At 71.1% G+C, this 18,274-nt stretch carries 14 protein-coding genes; 11 read left to right on the top strand and 3 right to left on the bottom strand.

The genetic code is table 11. From position 1 onward, the window contains the following. Nucleotides 1-45 precede the first annotated feature (45 nt). The 3 genes from N6H00_RS02305 to N6H00_RS02295 form a co-directional block, all read right to left on the bottom strand. Complete coding sequence (locus tag N6H00_RS02305; protein WP_268969818.1) at nucleotides 46-840, bottom strand: basic amino acid ABC transporter substrate-binding protein; 795 nt, start codon at nucleotides 838-840, stop codon at nucleotides 46-48. Between the two features lie 87 nt (nucleotides 841-927). Beyond that, nucleotides 928-2,886 carry a glycoside hydrolase family 127 protein gene (locus N6H00_RS02300; RefSeq protein WP_268969817.1) on the bottom strand — a complete coding sequence of 653 codons (1,959 nt, stop codon included), beginning with the start codon at nucleotides 2,884-2,886 and terminating at the stop codon, nucleotides 928-930. A gap of 214 nt (nucleotides 2,887-3,100) precedes the next feature. After that, entirely contained in the window at nucleotides 3,101-4,186 is a 1,086-nt protein-coding gene (locus N6H00_RS02295) for a MerR family transcriptional regulator (protein WP_268969816.1), read from the bottom strand. Nucleotides 4,187-4,425: 239 nt separating this feature from the next. Here N6H00_RS02295 and N6H00_RS02290 point away from each other — a divergent pair, with 239 nt between their 5' ends. The 11 genes from N6H00_RS02290 to N6H00_RS02240 all read left to right on the top strand — a co-directional run bounded on the left by N6H00_RS02290 (nucleotide 4,426) and on the right by N6H00_RS02240 (nucleotide 18,264). Further along, complete coding sequence (locus N6H00_RS02290; RefSeq protein WP_268969815.1) at nucleotides 4,426-4,650, top strand: family 43 glycosylhydrolase; 225 nt, start codon at nucleotides 4,426-4,428, stop codon at nucleotides 4,648-4,650. Between the two features lie 33 nt (nucleotides 4,651-4,683). Next, nucleotides 4,684-6,588 carry a family 43 glycosylhydrolase gene (locus N6H00_RS02285; RefSeq protein WP_268969814.1) on the top strand — a complete coding sequence of 635 codons (1,905 nt, stop codon included), beginning with the start codon at nucleotides 4,684-4,686 and terminating at the stop codon, nucleotides 6,586-6,588. Continuing rightward, on the top strand, nucleotides 6,588-8,030 hold the full coding sequence (locus N6H00_RS02280; RefSeq protein ID WP_268969813.1) for an RICIN domain-containing protein: 1,443 nt from the start codon (nucleotides 6,588-6,590) through the stop codon (nucleotides 8,028-8,030). The genes N6H00_RS02285 and N6H00_RS02280 overlap by 1 nt, the downstream gene beginning before the upstream one ends. A 48-nt stretch (nucleotides 8,031-8,078) precedes the next feature. Further along, a complete protein-coding gene (locus tag N6H00_RS02275; protein WP_268969812.1) occupies nucleotides 8,079-10,622 on the top strand; it encodes a beta-L-arabinofuranosidase domain-containing protein in 2,544 nt (847 codons plus the stop codon). 73 nt (nucleotides 10,623-10,695) lie between these two features. Further along, nucleotides 10,696-11,703, top strand: coding sequence for an aldo/keto reductase (locus tag N6H00_RS02270; protein ID WP_268969811.1), 1,008 nt, complete (start codon nucleotides 10,696-10,698; stop codon nucleotides 11,701-11,703). A 76-nt stretch (nucleotides 11,704-11,779) separates the two neighbouring features. Then, nucleotides 11,780-12,814, top strand: coding sequence for a CobW family GTP-binding protein (locus N6H00_RS02265; protein ID WP_268969810.1), 1,035 nt, complete (start codon nucleotides 11,780-11,782; stop codon nucleotides 12,812-12,814). A gap of 96 nt (nucleotides 12,815-12,910) precedes the next feature. Further along, nucleotides 12,911-14,365 (top strand): FG-GAP and VCBS repeat-containing protein, encoded by a 1,455-nt coding sequence (locus tag N6H00_RS02260; protein WP_443072893.1) that lies wholly within the window; start codon nucleotides 12,911-12,913, stop codon nucleotides 14,363-14,365. Between the two features lie 77 nt (nucleotides 14,366-14,442). Next, entirely contained in the window at nucleotides 14,443-16,386 is a 1,944-nt protein-coding gene (locus tag N6H00_RS02255) for a cellulase family glycosylhydrolase (protein ID WP_268969808.1), read from the top strand. Nucleotides 16,387-16,558: 172 nt separating this feature from the next. After that, nucleotides 16,559-17,533: a carbon-nitrogen hydrolase family protein gene (locus N6H00_RS02250; protein ID WP_268969807.1), complete on the top strand. Its 975-nt coding sequence runs from the start codon at nucleotides 16,559-16,561 to the stop codon at nucleotides 17,531-17,533. Nucleotides 17,534-17,644: 111 nt separating this feature from the next. Further along, nucleotides 17,645-17,884 carry a hypothetical protein gene (locus tag N6H00_RS02245; protein ID WP_268969806.1) on the top strand — a complete coding sequence of 80 codons (240 nt, stop codon included), beginning with the start codon at nucleotides 17,645-17,647 and terminating at the stop codon, nucleotides 17,882-17,884. Nucleotides 17,885-17,943: 59 nt separating this feature from the next. Continuing rightward, on the top strand, nucleotides 17,944-18,264 hold the full coding sequence (locus tag N6H00_RS02240; protein ID WP_268976829.1) for a toxin Doc: 321 nt from the start codon (nucleotides 17,944-17,946) through the stop codon (nucleotides 18,262-18,264). The last annotated feature ends 10 nt before the right edge of the window (nucleotides 18,265-18,274 follow it).

The following is an 18,274-nucleotide window of genomic DNA, read 5'->3' as shown; positions in this document are numbered from 1 at the left end:
GGTTCCGACGTTCCGTTTGGCCGTCCGGGCCGGCCGTCGGGGGCGTCATTTCTTGGGCGCGGTGCCGAACCACTTCTTGTAGACGCGGTCGTAGGAGCCGTCCGCACGGGCCTCCTCCAGCACCGCGTTGATCTTCTTGCGCAGTGCGTCATTGCCGGTCCGCACGGCGATGCCGTACTGCTCGCCGGTGTCGAACTCGGCCGTCACCGCGGTGTCGGGGTTGTCCTTGACGTAGTCGTAGAGCACCCCGTTGTCGTTGATCCCCGCGTCGGTCTGTCCGGTCTTGACGGCGGTCAGCAGCAGCGCGAGGTCCTCGAACTGGACCAGTTCGGCGCCCTTGGCGTGCTTTTGGGCGTAACTCTCGCCGGTGGTCCCCTGCTGGACCGCGAGCTTCTTGCCCTTGAGGTCGGCGAGGGTCTTGTACGGCTTGCCCTTGGCGGTGAGCAGGGCCTGGGTGGCCTCGAAATACGGGGCGGAGAAGTCCAGGTTCTTCTCGCGCACCTCGGTGATGGTCATCCCGGCGGCGGCCACGTCGCACTGGTTGGTGTTGAGGTCCTCACCGGACTGGATGCCCTCGAAGGGCGTGTCCACGATCTCCTGCCGCACATCGAGCGCCGAGGCGACGAGATCGACGATGTCCACATCGAAACCGACGATCTTCTTGCCCTGTGTGGACTGGAAGGGCGGATAGGGCAGATGGGTACAGGTCGTGAGCTTCCCGGGCTTCACCAGGCTGATGTCCGAACCGCCGGACCCCGACGACTTGGTACTCGTGCACCCGGCCAGCAGGGCGGATACGGCGGCGACGGCTATGACGGGCAACGCGGAGCGAGCGAACACGGCACCTCCGGGGCAGGGTCGGCGAACGACCGTGAACCACATGATCAATGAGTCGGCCGCATCCTCCCACCGGAGGTGCCGCGCGGGCTATACCGGAATCCACACCCGCATCGCGCCGGGCTCGCGGTTCGCCCAGGCGTAGTACGGGATGGCGGTCACCCGGACCGGCGCGGAGGTCTTCGTGCCGCCCGTGTCCCCGCCGGAGCCCCCGCCGTTCCGGTACGGCCACCAGCCGTCGCGCGAGGCGGTACGGCGCACGGCCGGCGAGGTGATCACGGTCACCCCGCCGAGCAGCTCCGGCCGGTGCTCGTGGTGCAGCGCGGCGCCCGCGACGAGGGCGATCTCGTCCAGCCGCAGCCCGGCGGGCTGGTCGGGCTGTTCCAGGCAGTACACCAGCGGACCGCGCTCGATCGCGGCGCAGCCGCGCACCGCGTCGACCCGTGGATCGGGCCGGGTGAGCCGGGCGTCCAGCGGCAGGCTCAGGACGACGGTCTCACCGGGCCGCCAGCGCCGCCGCAGCCGCAGCCAGCCGTGCTCCGCCTGTTCGGCCACCGGCTCCCCGCCGACCGTCACCTCGTACGTCTGAGCCCAGTGCGGGATGCGCAGCGACAGCGTCCAGTCGGTGTCCTTCGGGACCTGGTCCACGACCACCGCGATCCGTCCCTCCCAGGGGTAGCCGGTCCCCACCCGCACCGCTCCGCCGCCCGCCTCGTACGAGCCGGAGGCGTACTGGTGCAGCTGGAGCCCCTCGGCGTCACCGCTGGCCATGTAGTGCGGCAGCGAGGCCAGCAGCCGCATCACGTTGGGCGGGCAGCAGGCACAACGGAACCACGGCGTCCGGTGGGGACTTCGGTCACCGGCGGTGGCCTTACGGCCCTCCTCGTCCTGGCGTACCTGGAGCGGATTGACATAGAGCCAGCGCTCGCCGTCCAGCGACATCCCCGAGGCGAAGCCGTTGAACAGGGTCCGCTCCACCAGGTCGCTGTAGCGGGCGTCCCCTGTCAGCAGCGCCATCCGCCATCCGAAGTGGATGGCGGCGACGGCCGCGCAGGTCTCCGCGTACGCCCGGTCCGGCGGCAGCTCGTACGCGTCCCCGAAGGACTCCAGGTCGTGCCGGGAGCCCACCCCGCCCGTCAGATAGGTCTTCGTCGCGGCCATGTCCTCCCACAGCCGCACCAGGGCGTCCCGCAGCCCCGCGTCACCGGTCTCCGCCGCCACGTCCGCGGCCCCGGCCAGGAGATACAGCTGGCGCACCGCGTGCCCGGCGACCGCCGTCGCGTCCCGCACCCGGACGTGGTCCTGCCAGTAGGGTGCCCCGGGCCGGGGGCCGGCCGCGCCGTCCACCGGGCCGTCGCCGAGACTGCCCTGCCCGCGCCGCTCCACGAAGTACGCCGCCAGATCGAGATGGCGCCGGTCACCGGTTTCCCGGTACAGCTCGACCAGCGCCGTCTCGATCTCCGGATGGCCGCACACCGTCTCGTCCTTGCCGGGTCCGAACCTGGTGCCGATGAGACCGGCGCACCGCACCGCCACATCGAGCAGCCCGTCCCCGCCGGTGGCCCGGCGGTGTGCGACCGCGGCCTGGAGGAGATGGCCGGCGCAGTACAGCTCGTGCCCCCAGTGCGGTTCCGCCCACCGCCGGGCGTCCGGCCCCAGCTGGTAGTACGTCTGGAGATAGCCGTCCTCGGCCTGGGCGGCCGCGACCATCCCGGCCAGTCGCTCCACCTGCCGGGACAGCTCCTCCTCGGCGGGCCCCCCGCCACCGTCCGCCAGCTGCCAGGACGCCGCCTCCAGCCACTTGTGCACATCGGAGTCCTGGAACGGGAAGTCGCCCCGGAAACCGGACTGGGCCGGCGCCGCTCCCGCGGCGGCCCGCAGATTGGCCAGGTTGCCCGCCCGCTCCAGCCGGTCCGGTCCCTGCGGGAGGCTCACCTCGGCGTTGACGCGCCGTCTGGCGGCCCAGAAACCCCCGGTGATCCGCGCCGCGGTGGCCGGGCGGAGGGCGGTGTGCGCTCCTGGTGAGAGCCGGATCGGACCTGCGGACATCCGCCTACCCCTTCGCCACGCGCCGCCGGGCGTGTCTGTCACCCGGTCATCAGGAGTGGAAATCGGTTTCCGCCGTGAGCATATGGAGGCATTCGTCCGGTCGACAAGAGTTTGCACACACCATTCAACAACGTTCAACAATCGGTCACAGTGTGCGGGCCGGACGGGCAGGGCGGCGGCTCATACGGAGGCTGATGCGGCGGCTGATGCGGCGTCAGCGCCGCTGCTCGAGCACATGGGCTACTGCGCAGGTGACGTTGTCGGGCCCGCCCGCGCGGATCGCGAGGGCGACCAGCTCCCGTACGGCCCCGCCCGGGTCGGCCTCCGAGGCGAGGACGCGCTGGATCCCCTCGGTGGGTACGACTTCCGTCAGCCCGTCCGAGCACAGCAGATAGCGGTCCCCGGCGCGGGCGTTCCGCAGGGCGAGGTCCGGCTCGAACGCCGCATCGCCGCCCACGGCGCGCAGCAGCAGCGCCCGTTGGGGGTGCGAGGCGGCCTCCTCCTCGGTGATGCGCCCCTCGTCGATCAGCGACTGGACCACGGTGTGGTCATGGGTGATCTGGAAGAGTCCGCCGTCGCGCAGCACATAGGCCCGCGAATCGCCGATATGGACCAGCCCCAGCCGGGAGCCCGACCACACCATCGCGGTGAGCGTCGTCCCGACGTCCCGCAGCGCGGGGTCGGACGCGGCCAGCGCGGACACCGACTCCCGGGCCCGGTGCGCCGCGTCCTCCAGGGCGCTCAGCAGTTCCCCGCCCGGCACACCCGCGTCCAGCGGTTTGAGCGCCTCGATCGCCGCCTCGCTGGCGTGCCGTCCGCCGAAGCCGTCGGCCACGGCGAGCAGCCGCGGACCGGCATAGCCGGCGTCGTCGTTGCGCTCCCGGACCGAGCCGGTGTCGGAGAGCACGGCGTAGCGGATGCCCAGTGTGCCGTGGGCGGCGGAGGTAGCGGTGTCGGACATCGTGGTGTCCCTTCCGGACAGATGGTCGACGAGGAAGGCGGCCAGGTCCCGCCTGGCCGCGGTGTCGGCCTCGACCCGCGCCCAGTACGCGCGCACCTCGCGCGCCGCCGCCCGCGGTGTCAGCTCGCACACCGCGCGGATGTCCGCCAGCGGCATGCCGAGCCGCCTCAGCCACGCCACCAGGCGGGCCCGCTCCAGCTGTGCCGGATCGTAGCGGCGGTAGCCGGAGTGCGGATCGACATGGGCGGGCGGCAGCAGCCCGAGTTCGTCGTAGAGGCGAAGTGCCTTGGGGGACAGCCGCGATGCCCTCGCGAACGCGCCGATCGTCAGCAGCCCCATGCCCGTCCTCCTCGTCGCCGGGCACCTCGCCCGGTCACCACGATGCTGGGGCTTCCCCCTTGGAGAAGGTCAACGGCCCGCGCCTTCGTCCGACCCGCCCGTCCCGCACCGCCCCATGGCGCGTCCGCCAGGGCTCCATGGTTTTCGAAACTTTCGCACCCTTACCAGGGGATGTCCGAAGTCATCAGAACCCTTAACCTCCGAACAAATTCGATCACTTCGAATCGCAGGAGCCTCTGATGGACACCGGCGACCAGATCCTCGGCACCGGTCACAACTCCGTCTTCCACGTACCGGGCCGTGACGAGTGGTACATCGTCCACCACCGCTTCGCCCGCCCCGGCGGCGACGGCACCCACCGCGAGGTCGCCATCGACCGGATGCGGTTCGACCCCGACGGCGCCATCCGGAAGATCCGCCCGACGCAGGCCGGTATCCAGCCCGTCCGCATCGGGCCCGCCTAGCCGCGCACTACAAGCCAGAGCAGGAGAGACCCTATGAGCCGCAGCGAAGCACCCCCGCCCAGCCGCAGATACGTGCTGATGGGCGCCCTCGCCCTGGGCGCGGCCGCGGGAACCACCGGTGTCGCGCAGGCCGCCACCGCCGCCGCCCCCGCCGCTCCCACCGCGCCGCGGGCGGCCGCCAAGGCCGCCTCCTACGCCAATCCGCTGGTGCGGCAGCGCGCCGATCCGCACATCGTCAAGCACACCGACGGCTACTACTACTTCACGGCCACCGTCCCCGAGTACGACCGCATCGTCCTGCGCCGCTCCCGGACCATCGCCGGCCTGGCCACCGCCGCCGAGTCGGTGATCTGGAAGAAGCACACCAGCGGCGACATGGGCGCCCACATCTGGGCCCCGGAGCTCCACTTCATCGACGGAAAGTGGTACGTCTACTTCGCCGCGGCGCCCGCCGAGGACGTCTGGAAGATCCGGATGTGGGTGCTGGAGAACGCGAGCGCCGACCCCCTCACCGGGACCTGGACCGAGAAGGGCCGCATCGTCACGCCCATCGACTCCTTCTCCCTCGACGCCTCCACCTTCGCCCTGGGCGGCACCCGCTACCTCGTCTGGGCCCAGAGCAACCCGGACGTCGGCAACAACTCGAGCATCTACATCGCCCGGATGGCCAACCCGTGGACCGTCACCGGGCCCCAGGTGGAGATCTCCCGGCCGACGTACGACTGGGAGACCATCGGCTACAAGGTCAACGAGGGCCCCTCGGTCCTGCGCAGACACGGCCGGCTCTTCCTCACCTACTCCGCCAGCGCCACCGACGCCCACTACTGCATGGGGCTGCTGACCGCCTCCGCCGACAGCGACCCGCTGGCCGCCGCCTCCTGGCAGAAGAGCCCGCAGCCGGTGTTCTCGAGCAACGACACCACCCACCAGTACGGCCCCGGCCACAACTCCTTCACCGTCGCCGAGGACGGCCGCACCGACCTCCTCGTCTACCACGCCCGCCAGTACAAGGACATCACCGGCGACCCGCTGAACGACCCCAACCGGCACACCCGCGTCCAGGCCCTCGGCTGGAAGGCCGACGGCACCCCGGACTTCGGCGTGCCGGTGGCCGACGCGCCCACCCGGGACACCACGGCCGCCACCCGCTACACCATGACGGCGTTCACCAACAGCAGCGAGTCGAACATGTACGTCTACCAGTCGTCCGACGCGACCACGTACACGCTGCTCAAGGGCCCCGCCTACACCCCGCCGTCCGGGCTCATCCGCGACCCCAGCGTCATCAAGCACACCGACGGCTACTACTACATCGTCTACACGACCGACTGGACCGGGAACACCATCGGTTTCGCGCGCAGCCGCGACCGCGTCAACTGGACCTTCGTCCGCAACCACACCCTGCCGGTGTCCGGGCTGGAGCGCACCTGGGCGCCCGAGTTCTTCGTGGACGACGACGGCAGCGTCCACATCGTCGTCTCGCTCGACACCACCGCCACCCCCGATTACATCTTCCGGCCGCATCTGCTCACCGCCACCAACGCGTCGCTGTCCGCCTGGACGACGCCCCGACCGCTGACGGGTCTGGACACCTCCAACTACATCGACACCTTCGTCGTCCGCCACGCCGGGCAGTACCACGCCTTCACCAAGCAGGAGACGACCAAGTACATCGAGCACGCCACCGCCACCAGCCTCGGCGGGCCGTACACCTTCCGCGGCACGGGGAACTGGGCCGGCTGGGGCAGCTGGCGTGAGGGGCCGGCGCTGGTGCGCCTGGACAACGGCGGCTGGCGGATCTACTTCGACGGCTACACCGAGCAGAAGTACTACTACAGCGACAGCCTGGACGGCTTCCGGACCTGGACCCCCGTCCGGGAACTTCCCGGACTCACCGGCTTCGCCCGCCACTTCACCGTCCTGAAGGAGACCGTGTGATGCGCGGGCGTCCCCGGACCCGTCCATGGTCCTTCCTCGTGGCCGCCCTCCTCGGGCTGCTGGCCCCGCTGACGGGAGCCGGCGCGGCACAGGCCGCCCCCGTCACCGTGGCCAACGCCACCCAGTTCACCACCACCACGGGCGAGGCGGTGCACGCCCACGGCGGGGGAGTCATCAAGGTCGGCGCGTACTACTACTGGTTCGGTGAGAACCGCAACGCCGACAACACCTTCCGCTATGTGTCCGCCTACCGCTCCACGGACCTGAAGAACTGGGAGTTCCGCCGCCACGTCCTCACCCAGGCCACCGACCCCGAACTGGCCACCGCCAATATCGAGCGGCCCAAGGTGCTCTACAACGAGCGGACCCAGCGGTTCGTGATGTGGATGCACAAGGAGAACGGCAGTGACTACAGCGAGGCGCGCGCGGCCGTCGCCACCTCCGCCACCGTCGACGGCGACTACACCTGGCAGGGCAGCTTCCGCCCGCTGGATACGCACATGTCCCGTGACATCACCCTGTTCCGGGACAGCGACGGCACCGGGTACATGGTCTCGGCCGCCCGGGAGAACTACGACCTGCAGATCTACCGGCTGACCGACGACTACACCGGGGTGGCGAGCCTGGTGGCCAACCCCTGGCCCGGCGGCCACCGCGAGGCACCGGCGCTCTTCAAACGCGGCAACGTGTACTTCATGCTGACCTCCGGCGCCACCGGCTGGAACCCCAACCAGCAGCAGTACGCCACCGCCACCAGCCTGGCCGGCCCCTGGAGCGGGATGCGCGACGTCGGCGACGCCACCGCCTACGGCTCGCAGACCGCCTACGTCCTGCCGGTGCAGGGCAGCGGTACCACCTCCTACCTCTACCTGGGCGACCGCTGGGGCAACTCCTTCGGCGGCACGGTCAACGACTCGCGCTACGTCTGGCTGCCGCTGGCCTTCCCCACCGCCACCACCCTGACCATGGACTGGTATCCGCAGCTCACCATCGACACCGCGGCGGGCACCGTGACCGGCTCCGGCGGCCCGTACACCACCCTCGAGGCCCGGCACAGCGGCAAATGCGCCGACATCACCTCCGCCTCGCAGACCGAGGGCACGGCGGCCGTGCAGTACACCTGCAACGGCGGCGGCAATCAGCTGTTCTGGGCCAAGGACGCGGGCGACGGACACGTCCAGCTGATCGCCCGGCACAGCTCCCAGTGCCTGACGGTGGCCGGCGGCTCCACCGCCGACGGCGCCACCGTGGTCCAGGCGGCCTGCGGCACGGGGACGAACCAGCAGTGGCGGGCCACCGACACCGGTGACGGCTACGTCCGGTTCACCGCCCGCTCCAGCGGCAAGTGCCTGGACGTCGCGGACGAGTCCACGGCCGACAAGGCCGCGCTCATCCAGTGGAGCTGCACCGGCGGCGCCAACCAGCAGTGGCAGCGCGGCTGACCGACCCGCCGACCGACCCAGCGTTCACGAACCTCAGTGAGGGAAGTCATGAGCGAACCAGTCAACCGACGGCACTTCATCACCACCGCCGCCGCGGGCACCGCGGCCGTGGCACTCACCGCCGCCGGAGCGGGTACCGCCGAGGCGGCCGCCCCGGCCCCCGCCGCGGCCTCCCGCAAACCCAAGGCGCTGACCGGCGTCCAGCCCTTCCCGCTCACCGCCGTGACCCTGCTCCCCGGCGCCTTCCAGGACAACCAGGCCCGCAACACCGCCTATCTGCGCTTCGTCGACATCGACCGGCTGCTGCACACCTTCCGTCTCAACGTCGGCCTCCCCAGCAGCGCCCAGCCCTGCGGCGGCTGGGAGAGCCCCAGCACCGAACTGCGCGGCCACAGCACCGGCCACCTGCTGTCCGGACTGGCCCTGACCTACGCCAACACCGGCGACACCGCACTGCTCGACAAGAGCCGCACCCTGGTCTCGGCGCTCGCCGCCTGCCAGGCGAAGTCCCCGGCCGCGGGCTACGGCGAAGGCTATCTCTCGGCCTTCCCGGAGAGCTTCTTCGACCGGCTGGAGGCCGGCACCGGGGTGTGGGCCCCGTACTACACCATCCACAAGATCATGGCCGGGCTCGTCGACCAGTACCGGCTCACCGGCAACGCCGAGGCCCTGGAGACCGTGAATCGCCAGGCCGCCTGGGTCGACACCCGTACCGGGAAGCTCGGCTACGACCAGATGCAGCGCGTGCTCCAGACCGAGTTCGGCGGTATGAACGACGTCCTCGCCGATCTGCACGCGATCACCGGTGACAGCCGCTGGCTGGAGGTCGCCGAACGCTTCACCCACGCCCGCGTCTTCGACCCCCTCGCCCGGAACGAGGACCAGCTCGCCGGGCTGCACGCCAACACCCAGATCCCCAAGATGGTCGGCGCCATGCGGCTGTGGGAGGAGGGGCTCGACAGCCGCTACCGCACCATCGGGGAGAACTTCTGGAAGATCGTCACCGATCATCACACCTATGTCATCGGCGGGAACAGCAACGGGGAGGCGTTCCACGAGCCGGATGCCATCGCCGCCCAGCTGTCCAACACCTGCTGCGAGAACTGCAACAGCTACAACATGCTCAAGCTCACCCGGCTGATCCACTTCCACGCGCCGGACCGCACCGAGCTGCTCGACTACTACGAGCGCACCCTGTTCAACCAGATGCTGGGGGAGCAGGACCCGGACTCGGCCCACGGCTTCAACATCTACTACACGGGCCTCGCCCCCGGCTCCTTCAAACAGCAGCCGTCCTTCATGGGCACCGATCCGAACCAGTACTCCACCGACTACGACAACTTCTCCTGCGACCACGGCAGCGGCATGGAAACCCAGGCCAAGTTCGCCGACACCATCTACACCCACGCCGAACGCACCCTGCTGGTGAACCTCTTCATCCCCTCCGAGCTGCGCTGGCGGGAGAAGGGCATCACCTGGCGCCAGACCACCGGCTTCCCCGACCAGCAGAGCACCACCCTCACCGTCGCCTCCGGCGGCGCCCCGCTCGAACTGCGCGTCCGCGTCCCCTCGTGGGCGGCGGGGGCCCGCGCCAAGCTCAACGGCACCACCCTCGCCGACCGGCCGGAGCCCGGCAGCTGGCTGATCATCGACCGCCGGTGGAAGACCGGCGACCGGGTCGAACTGACCCTGCCGATGACGCCGGCGTTCGAGCCGACCCCCGACGACCCCGATGTCCAGGCCGTGCTCTACGGACCCGTCGTGCTCGCCGGGGCGTACGGCAGCGGCGCCGGGATGACCATGCCGCGCCTGGATACCGGCTCGGTCACCCAGAAGGCCACCAACCCCCTGCGGTTCGGCGCCACGGCCGACGGGGAGAGCGTGACCCTGCTGCCGGTCGCCCGCGTCCACCACCAGTACTACAACGTCTACTGGCTGACCGGCGAGCCGCCCACCCCACCGCCCGCCTTCGCCGCCTGGCACCGCTTCGACGAGACCTCCGGCACCGCCGCCGCCGACGAGACCGGCCACGGCATGACCGCCCGGCTCACCGGCGGCGCCGCCTGGACGACGGGCCGGACCGGCGGCGCGGTCGCCCTGAACGGCACGGACGGCTATGTCGCCCTGGCCGACGACGTCCTCGCCGGCGCCGGCGCGTACTCCCTGGCCACCTGGGTCCGGCTGGACGGCACACCCGCCACCTGGACCCGGATCTTCGACATCGGCACCGGGGTCACCGCCAATATGTTCCTCACCCCCGTCGCCGACTCCGGAAAGCTGCGCTTCGCCATCACCGCGGGCGGCGGCGGAGCCGAACAGCGCATCGAGGCCGACCCGCTGCCCACCGGCCAGTGGGTCCATGTCGCCCTCACCTACGGCGACGGCACGGCCGTCCTCTACACCGACGGGCGCGAGGTGGGACGCAACACCGCCATCACCGTCGAGCCCATCCACTTCGGCAACCACATCCGCGCCGGCTACCTCGGCAGATCGCAGTACCCGGACCCGTATCTCAAGGCCGCTTTCGACGACTTCCGGATCTACGGCAGAACACTGAGCGCGCAGGAGGTCGCCACTCTGGCCCAAAGCTGACAAGCTCGGGCGGGCGGGCCGTCCCCACGGCCCGCCCGCCCCCGACCGCACCGCACGGACAAGGACGACGCGCATGGTCCACCTCGCCGCCGAGAACCGCTACGACTCCATGCAGTACCAGCGCTGCGGACGCAGCGGTGTGCTGCTGCCGAAGGTCTCGCTCGGGCTGTGGCACAACTTCGGCGACACCCACCCCCTGGAGACCCAGCGCGCGGTGCTGCGCCGCGCCTTCGACCTCGGCGTCACCCACATCGACCTGGCCAACAACTACGGTCCGCCGCCCGGCAGCGCCGAGACCAACTTCGGCGCGCTCTTCGCCCAGGACTTCCGCCCCTATCGCGATGAGCTCTTCATCGCCAGCAAGGCCGGATACCTCATGTGGCCGGGGCCGTACGGCGAATGGGGTTCGCGCAAGTACGTCCTCGCCAGCCTCGACCAGTCGCTGTCCCGGATGGGCCTGGACTACGTCGACGTCTTCTACTCGCACCGCTTCGACCCCGACACCCCGCTCGAGGAGACCATGGGGGCCCTCGACACCGCGGTGCGGCAGGGCAAGGCGCTTTACGCCGGCCTGTCCAACTACCCGCCGGAGGCGATCGCCGAGGCCGCCGCGATCCTGACGGACCTGCGCACCCCGTACCTGATCAACCAGCATCCGTACTCGATCCTCCAGCGCGACGTCGAGGGCGGGGTGCTCCAGGCGTCGGCCGAGGCGGGCGTCGGGGTCATCGCCTACTCGCCGCTCGCGCAGGGCCAGCTCACCGACCGCTATCTGCACGGGGTGCCCGCCGATTCGCGCATGGCGCTCGGCCACTTCCTCAAGCGCGAGACGCTCACCGAGGAGCGGCTGACCCTGCTGCACGCCCTGAACAAGCTCGCCCAGGGGCGCGGCCAGACCCTCGCCCAGCTGGCACTCGCATGGGTGCTGCGCGATCCGCGGGTGGTCTCGGTGCTGATCGGCGCGAGCGGCGTCGCCCAGCTGGAGCAGAACATCGCGGTCCTGGACTCGCCCGGCTTCAGCGACGCCGAGCTGGCCGAGATCGACCGTCTCTCGGCGGAGGCGGGGGTGGACATCCCCTGACGGCCGGCCGGCCGGTGGCCGGATAGCATGAGCGGTCCGTCCGCGAACACCGACACCCTGCACGGAGAGACGCGCCTTGGCCACACAACGGATTCCGGTCATCCTCGTCACGGGTTTTCTGGGCTCCGGGAAGACCACGATGCTCAACCATCTGATGCGGGACAGCGCGGACACCCGGATCGGGGTCATCGTCAACGACTTCGGGTCCATCAACATCGACGCCCTGGCCGTCGCCGGACAGGTCGACTCGATGATCCCGATCGAGAACGGCTGTCTGTGCTGTGCGGCGGACGCCTCCGAGATGGACGAGATGCTCGCCCGGCTCACCGAGCCGGAGCTGCGCATCGATGTCGTGGTGATCGAGGCCAGCGGTCTGGCCGAGCCGCAGAGCATGATCCGTGCGCTGCTGTCCAGCACCAATGAGCGGATCGTCTACGGCGGGCTGGTGGAGGTCGTGGACGCGGCGGAGTTCGGGGACACCCGCGCCCGCCATCCCGAGCTCGATCGCCACGTCCGCGCCGCCGACCTCGTGGTGCTCAACAAGACCGGCCGCGTCACCGAGGACGAGCGGGACGATCTCCTGGAGACCCTCCAGGAGATCGCCCCCGGCGCGCCGGTGCTGACCGCCGCGCACGGGCGCGTCGACCCCGCTCTGCTGTTCGACCACCGGCCCCGCGAGGCCTCCGAGGAACGCTTCCGGCAACTGTCGTTCGCCGATGTGTGCGCCGACGGCCACGAGCACGGCCACCACCTGCACGCCGCGTACCAGAGCGTGGAGTTCACCTCGGCCGAGCCGCTCCATCCGCAACGGCTGATGGCATTCCTCGACAGCCGCCCGGTGGGCCTCTACCGCGTCAAGGGCTTCCTCCACTTCGCGGGCGCGGGCCGGGAGCGGAAGTTCGGACTGCACGCGGTCGGGTCGTACCTCCGCTTCCAGCCCTCGCCCTGGGAGCCCGGTGAGCCCCGGGTCACCCAGCTGGTGCTGATCGGCACCGGGATCGACGCCGACACCCTCACCAAGCGGCTGGCGGAATGTGCGGCGACCGCCACGGAGGAGATCGACGAAACGCACATGATGGGCGTGTTGCGCTACGTGGACGCGGCGGACTAGGGAAAATCCCAGGACGAGCGGTACAACCTCGCGGCGGCGCCACCAGTCCTCGTGGGTGTACATCAGGTAAACGCTCATCAACGAGCTGGAGGATGTGTGCGCCCCCGTTCCCTTACCACCGTCGCGCGCTGCGCGACGGTGGTCGCACTCGTGACCACCCCCGTTGTGCTCGCCGTGCCCTCCGCGAGCGCCGCCGAGGTCCGCACCACCGCGGCCTCGGCCCCGCAGACCGACTTCAACCACGACGGACACGCCGACCTCGCCGTCTCCGCCCCCGGCGGCACGGTGGACGGCAAGGCCAAGGCGGGCTACGTCGCCGTGGTCTACGGCTCCGCCTCCGGCGCGGACACCGCCCACCGCCAGGTCATCAGCCAGGCGACCGAGGGCGTACCCGGCGACCCCACCGCGTCGGCGCGCTTCGGGGCCCACACCGTCGCCCGCGATCTGGACGGCGACGGCTACACCGACCTGGCGGTCCAGACCGGCGACACCCCGGCCGTCACGGTCCTGTGGGGTTCGGCGAACGGGCTGACCGGCGGCACCGAGCTGCCCGCCGGCAACGGCGACCACTGGGGCGACAGCGACATCGTGGGGGGTGACTTCAACGGCGACGGCCAGGCCGACCTCGTCGACGTGGTCACCGTCAACGAGGGCTCGGAGGACGAGCAGACCGGAGTGCGCGTCCGCCTCGGCCCCTTCACCCGCGACGGCAAGGAGGCGGGCAGCTCCTTCTCCGACACCGGCAGGTTCGACGGGCCGACCAGTCTGACCGCGGGCGACATCACCGGCGACGGCAAGGACGACCTGGTCTCCACCCACGCCTTCGAGGAGATGTCCCAGACCAGCCTGTTCTTCAAGGGCGACGAGCAGGGTCTGTCGCCGGAGCACACCGACATCACCGACGCCGCCTCCGCGGCCATCGGCGACGTCGACAAGGACGGCTACGGCGATCTGATCCTGCGCACCGTGCCCGGGGGCGTGGTCGAGGAGCTGCCGTACGACCACGGCACCCTCAAGGTCCTCTACGGCACCGCGTCGGGGCCGAGCGCCACCCGCACCACGACCATCGACCAGAACACCGCGGGCGTCCCGGGCGTCAACGAGGACGGCGACCAGTTCGGCTACGCGCTCAGCTCCGGCGACGTCAACGGCGATGGCTACGCGGACATCGCCGTCGGCATCCCGTACGAGGACCTGGAGGCCGGTCAGGACGAGGCGGGCAGCGTCGTCCAGCTCTACGGCGGCCCGAACGGGCTGTCCGGCACCGGAGCCCAGGCGTTCACCCAGGCCACGGCCGGTGTCCCCGGGGCCGCCGAGGCGGGCGACCACTTCGGCATGGCGGTCGGGCTCGCCGACACCGACGGCGACGGCAAGGACGACCTGGTCGTGGGCGCCCCCGACGAGGACGGCGCCCAGACCGGCAGTGGCGCGGCATGGGTGCTGCGCGGCCAGGCCGGCGGGCTCACCACCGACGGCGTCGTCTCCTTCGGGCCCAACGCCCTCGGCGCGCCGGAGGCCAGTGCGACCCTGGGTGCCGGATTCCAGCGGTAACCGCGTCGCCGTCGCGCTGAACAACCGTCCGTGCGCGAGGAGTTGACGGGCCCTCAGGTTTACTGGACGGTAGGTCCATGCCGACTCATGAGACGCGAGGGACACGGACCGGCCGCCCCCGACCGGGTCGCACCCGGTTGCTCGGGGCGGCCGTGGCGCTGCTGGCGGCGGCCGCCGCGGCCCCGGGCACCCCGGCGGCCGCGGCCGAGGCGCCCTGGTTCGACGGGCGGGCGGCGGACCGGGTGACCGTGGACGGCACCCGGTTCGCCGACGGCCACGGCCGCGAGGTCGTGCTGCGCGGGTTCAACGTCTCCGGCGAGACCAAACTGGAGGAGAACGGCGGACTGCCCTTCGCCACCACCGCCGACGCCAGGACATCCGCCGCCGCCATGCGCGACCTGACCGGCGCCAACGCGGTGCGCTTCCTGCTCTCCTGGGCCCATGCCGAGCCCCGGCCCGGCCAGGTGGACACCGGCTACCTGGAGCGGGCCACCGCACAGATGAAGGCGTTCCTCGACGCCGGAATCCGGGTCTTCCCCGACTTCCACCAGGACCTGTACTCCCGCCACCTCTTCGATCAGGACAGCTGGTACAGCGGCGACGGCGCACCGGAATGGGTCGTCGACGCGGGCGGATACCCGAAGGAGTCCTGCGGCATCTGCTTCCACTGGGGCCAGAACATCACCCAGAACCAGGCCGTCACGACCGCCACCCGCGACTTCTGGCACAACCGCGCCCTGACCACCGACGCGGGCACCATCGGGGTCCAGGACGCCTTCCTGGACACCGCCGAGAAGACCATGAGCCACCTGGCGCGGCACCTCACCGCCGACGAGTTCACCCGCGTCGTCGGCTTCGACCCGCTCAACGAGCCCTACGCGGGCGTCTACGACGCCGGCCAGAACAGCCGCACCTGGGAGAAGAGCGTGCTGTGGCCCTTCTACGAGAAGTTCCGCGCCCGGATGGACGCCGCGGGCTGGCAGGACAAACCCGCCTTCGTGGAGCCCAACATGTTCTGGAACTCCAACCTGGACTTCCAGCGCCAGGAAGGCGGCTTCCTCGACACCGCGAAGCCGGGCCCCGACTACGTCCTCAACACCCACTACTACGACCAGAAGGCCATCTCCGGCGTCTTCATGCCCGGCAAGGCGGCCGACGGCCAGTACGCGGCCGACTTCGGCGCCCTGCGCGACCGCTCCGCCGCCCTGGACCTCCCCGCCGTCATGAGCGAGTTCGGCCATCCGCTGACCGGCTTCACCTCCGACAAGGCCCCCACCGTCGTCAAGGGCATGTACCAGGCACTCGACTCCCGCCTCCCCGGCGCCACCTGGTGGACCCGGCCGGCCGCCTCCGGCGCCGTGCTCTCCTCCACCCAGTGGCAGTGGGACATCTACAGCGGCCGCCACCACGAGGCCATGAACGGCGACACCGGGGAGATCCTCACCGAGGGCGACGCCTGGAACGGCGAGGACCTCTCGGCCGTCCGCCTCGACGACTCCGGCGACGCCGCGCTGCGCCAGGACACCCGGCTGCTCGACCGGCTCTACCCGCGCGCCGTCGCGGGCACCACCCTCGCCTTCACCTTCGAGGACCGCTCCCGGGACGGCTCCACCACGCTCAGCTGGGACCGCGTCCCCAGCAGCCTGCCGAACGTCGCGAAGCTCACCGGCTCCGGCCGCTACGGCATGCTGGTGTGGCGCTCCGACGGCGGCACCGACGCGCCCACCGAACTGCGCCTGCCACGCGACTTCGACCCCGCCCGGACCACCGTCGTCTCCGATCTGGGCACCGTCACCGGACCGCCCGCCTACACCGCACACGGCCACACCGCCGACCACCCCATCGCCACCGCCGCGGAGCCCGGCGACACCGACGGGCACCGGCTGGTGCTCTCCGCCCCGGCCGACGCGGGCACCGTGCATTACGCGCTGATCGCCGACGGCACCGCCGGTTCCTCGGCCGAGCTGCGCGCGGCCGCCCGGAGCGAACTCACCCGGTGGGCGGCGGACGCCGGCTTCTGAGCCCCGCACCCTCCCTACGCCGGGCCCCGACCCCGGCCTCGGCCCCTCGTCAACTCACCCCGCCCGCAGGTAGCGTGGTGGCATGCTGTGACGCCCGCCCCGCCCCCGGGGCCCGCCGGAAACCTCCTTCGCACCATCCGCACGTCATCGAAGACCGAAGGAGGCATCCGCCATGACCCCCCTCACCGTCGCCCTGCTCCAGCTCGCTCCGCCCGGTCACGACCCGCGCGCGAACCTCGCCCTCGGCGAGGCGGCCTGCCGACGGGCCAGGGCCCTCGGCGCGGACATCGCGCTCTTCCCCGAGATGTGGAGCAACGGCTACCGCTCCGCCGTCCCGGACGGCTCCGCCGACGGCGACCTCTACCGTCATCCGTCGCTGTGGGACGGCGCCCGCCCCTCGGCCGCACCGCGGCCCGAACCCGTCTGGCTCGGCGAGCCGATCACCCGCGACTCGCCCTTCGTCACCCGCTTCCGCGAACTGGCCGCCGAGCTCGAGATGGCGATCGCGCTCACCTATCTGGAGCGCTGGGACGGGCCGCCGCGCAACACCTGCTCCCTCATCGACCGGCACGGCCGGCTGGTCCTGACCTACGCCAAGGTGCACACCTGCGCCTTCGACCTGCCCGAGGCCGCCCTGACCCCGGGGACGGGGTTCGAGGTATGCGTCCTGGACACGGCGGTGGGCGAGGTGATGACCGGGGTGATGATCTGCTACGACCGTGAGTTCCCGGAGAGCGCCCGCGCCCTGATGCTCGCCGGAGCGGAGATCGTCCTCACCCCGAACGCCTGCGAGCTGGAGAGCAACCGGCTCTCCCAGTTCCGCTCCCGCGCCACGGAGAACATGACCGGGATGGCCCTGGCCAACTACGCCGGTCCCGGCTGGGGCCACTCCGTCGCCCACGACGGCGTCGCCTTCGCCGACGGCCGGTCGCGGAACACCCTGGTGATCGAGGCGGGCGAGGCCGAGGGGATCTATCCGGCGGTCTTCGACCTCGACGCGCTGCGCGACTACCGGCGCCGGGAGGCCTGGGGGGACGCCTTCCGCCGCCCCGCCGCCTACCGCAGCCTGACCGGCCGCACGGTGCGCGGACCGTTCGTCCGGGTGGGGCCCGACGGCGCTCCGGTCCCCGGCCGCAGCCGTCCGTAACCGCTCGCGACCACCCGCGACCACCCGTGAAATGATTGTCCAGTACCTACAAAAACCCGATCTGAGCTGGGGCGATTGCTGCCCGGGTACCTGCTGAGTAGGGTGTCCCGCATGTCAGCACTCAACGTGGAATTCAGCGATCGGGAACTTGAGGACCTCCGCCAGATCGCGAAGGAGCGCGGTACGACGATGAAGGCCCTCGTCCGTGAGGCGACCGTGGCCGACATCGCGCGGCACCGCGCTCTTCAGGAGGGTGCCGAGGTCTTCCGGCGGTTCTTCGCGGACAACGCCGACGCCTTCGCGGACGCGTTCCCCGACGATGAGCGCCGCAACCCCGGGCAGGCCGCGTGACCACGGCCCCGCTGCTGCACATCGACGTCCCCTGGCTGCTCCAGCGCCATGAGGAGGTCATGCCGGAACAACCGGCCATCTCGGACTTCTCGGGGCTGGTCGCCGCGGTGGCCCGGCACCGTGTCGACCCGCCGCGCCTGGGTGTCGATCCCGACCCCGCGTGGCGGGCCGCGGCCCTGCTGCACACCCTCGCCCTGCTCAAGCCGCTCCCGGCGAGCAACGCGCTGTTCGCCAGCGCGACCGCGGTCGCCTATATGCACGCCTCGGGGGAGGGCATCGACCCGCCGTACGGGGCGCTGATCGACCTGGTCCGCGACATCCTCTCGGGCAAGGTCGACTGTTTCGACGCGGCGGTCCGCATCCGCTCCTGGCGGATCTGAGGGAACCCTC

The organism is Streptomyces sp. S465 (assembly GCF_026898115.1).
GTDB classification, from domain to species: Bacteria; Actinomycetota; Actinomycetes; order Streptomycetales; family Streptomycetaceae; genus Streptomyces; species Streptomyces luomodiensis.
Note: the sequence above shows the minus strand (reverse complement) of the source record. Positions and strands in the feature narration are given on the sequence as shown.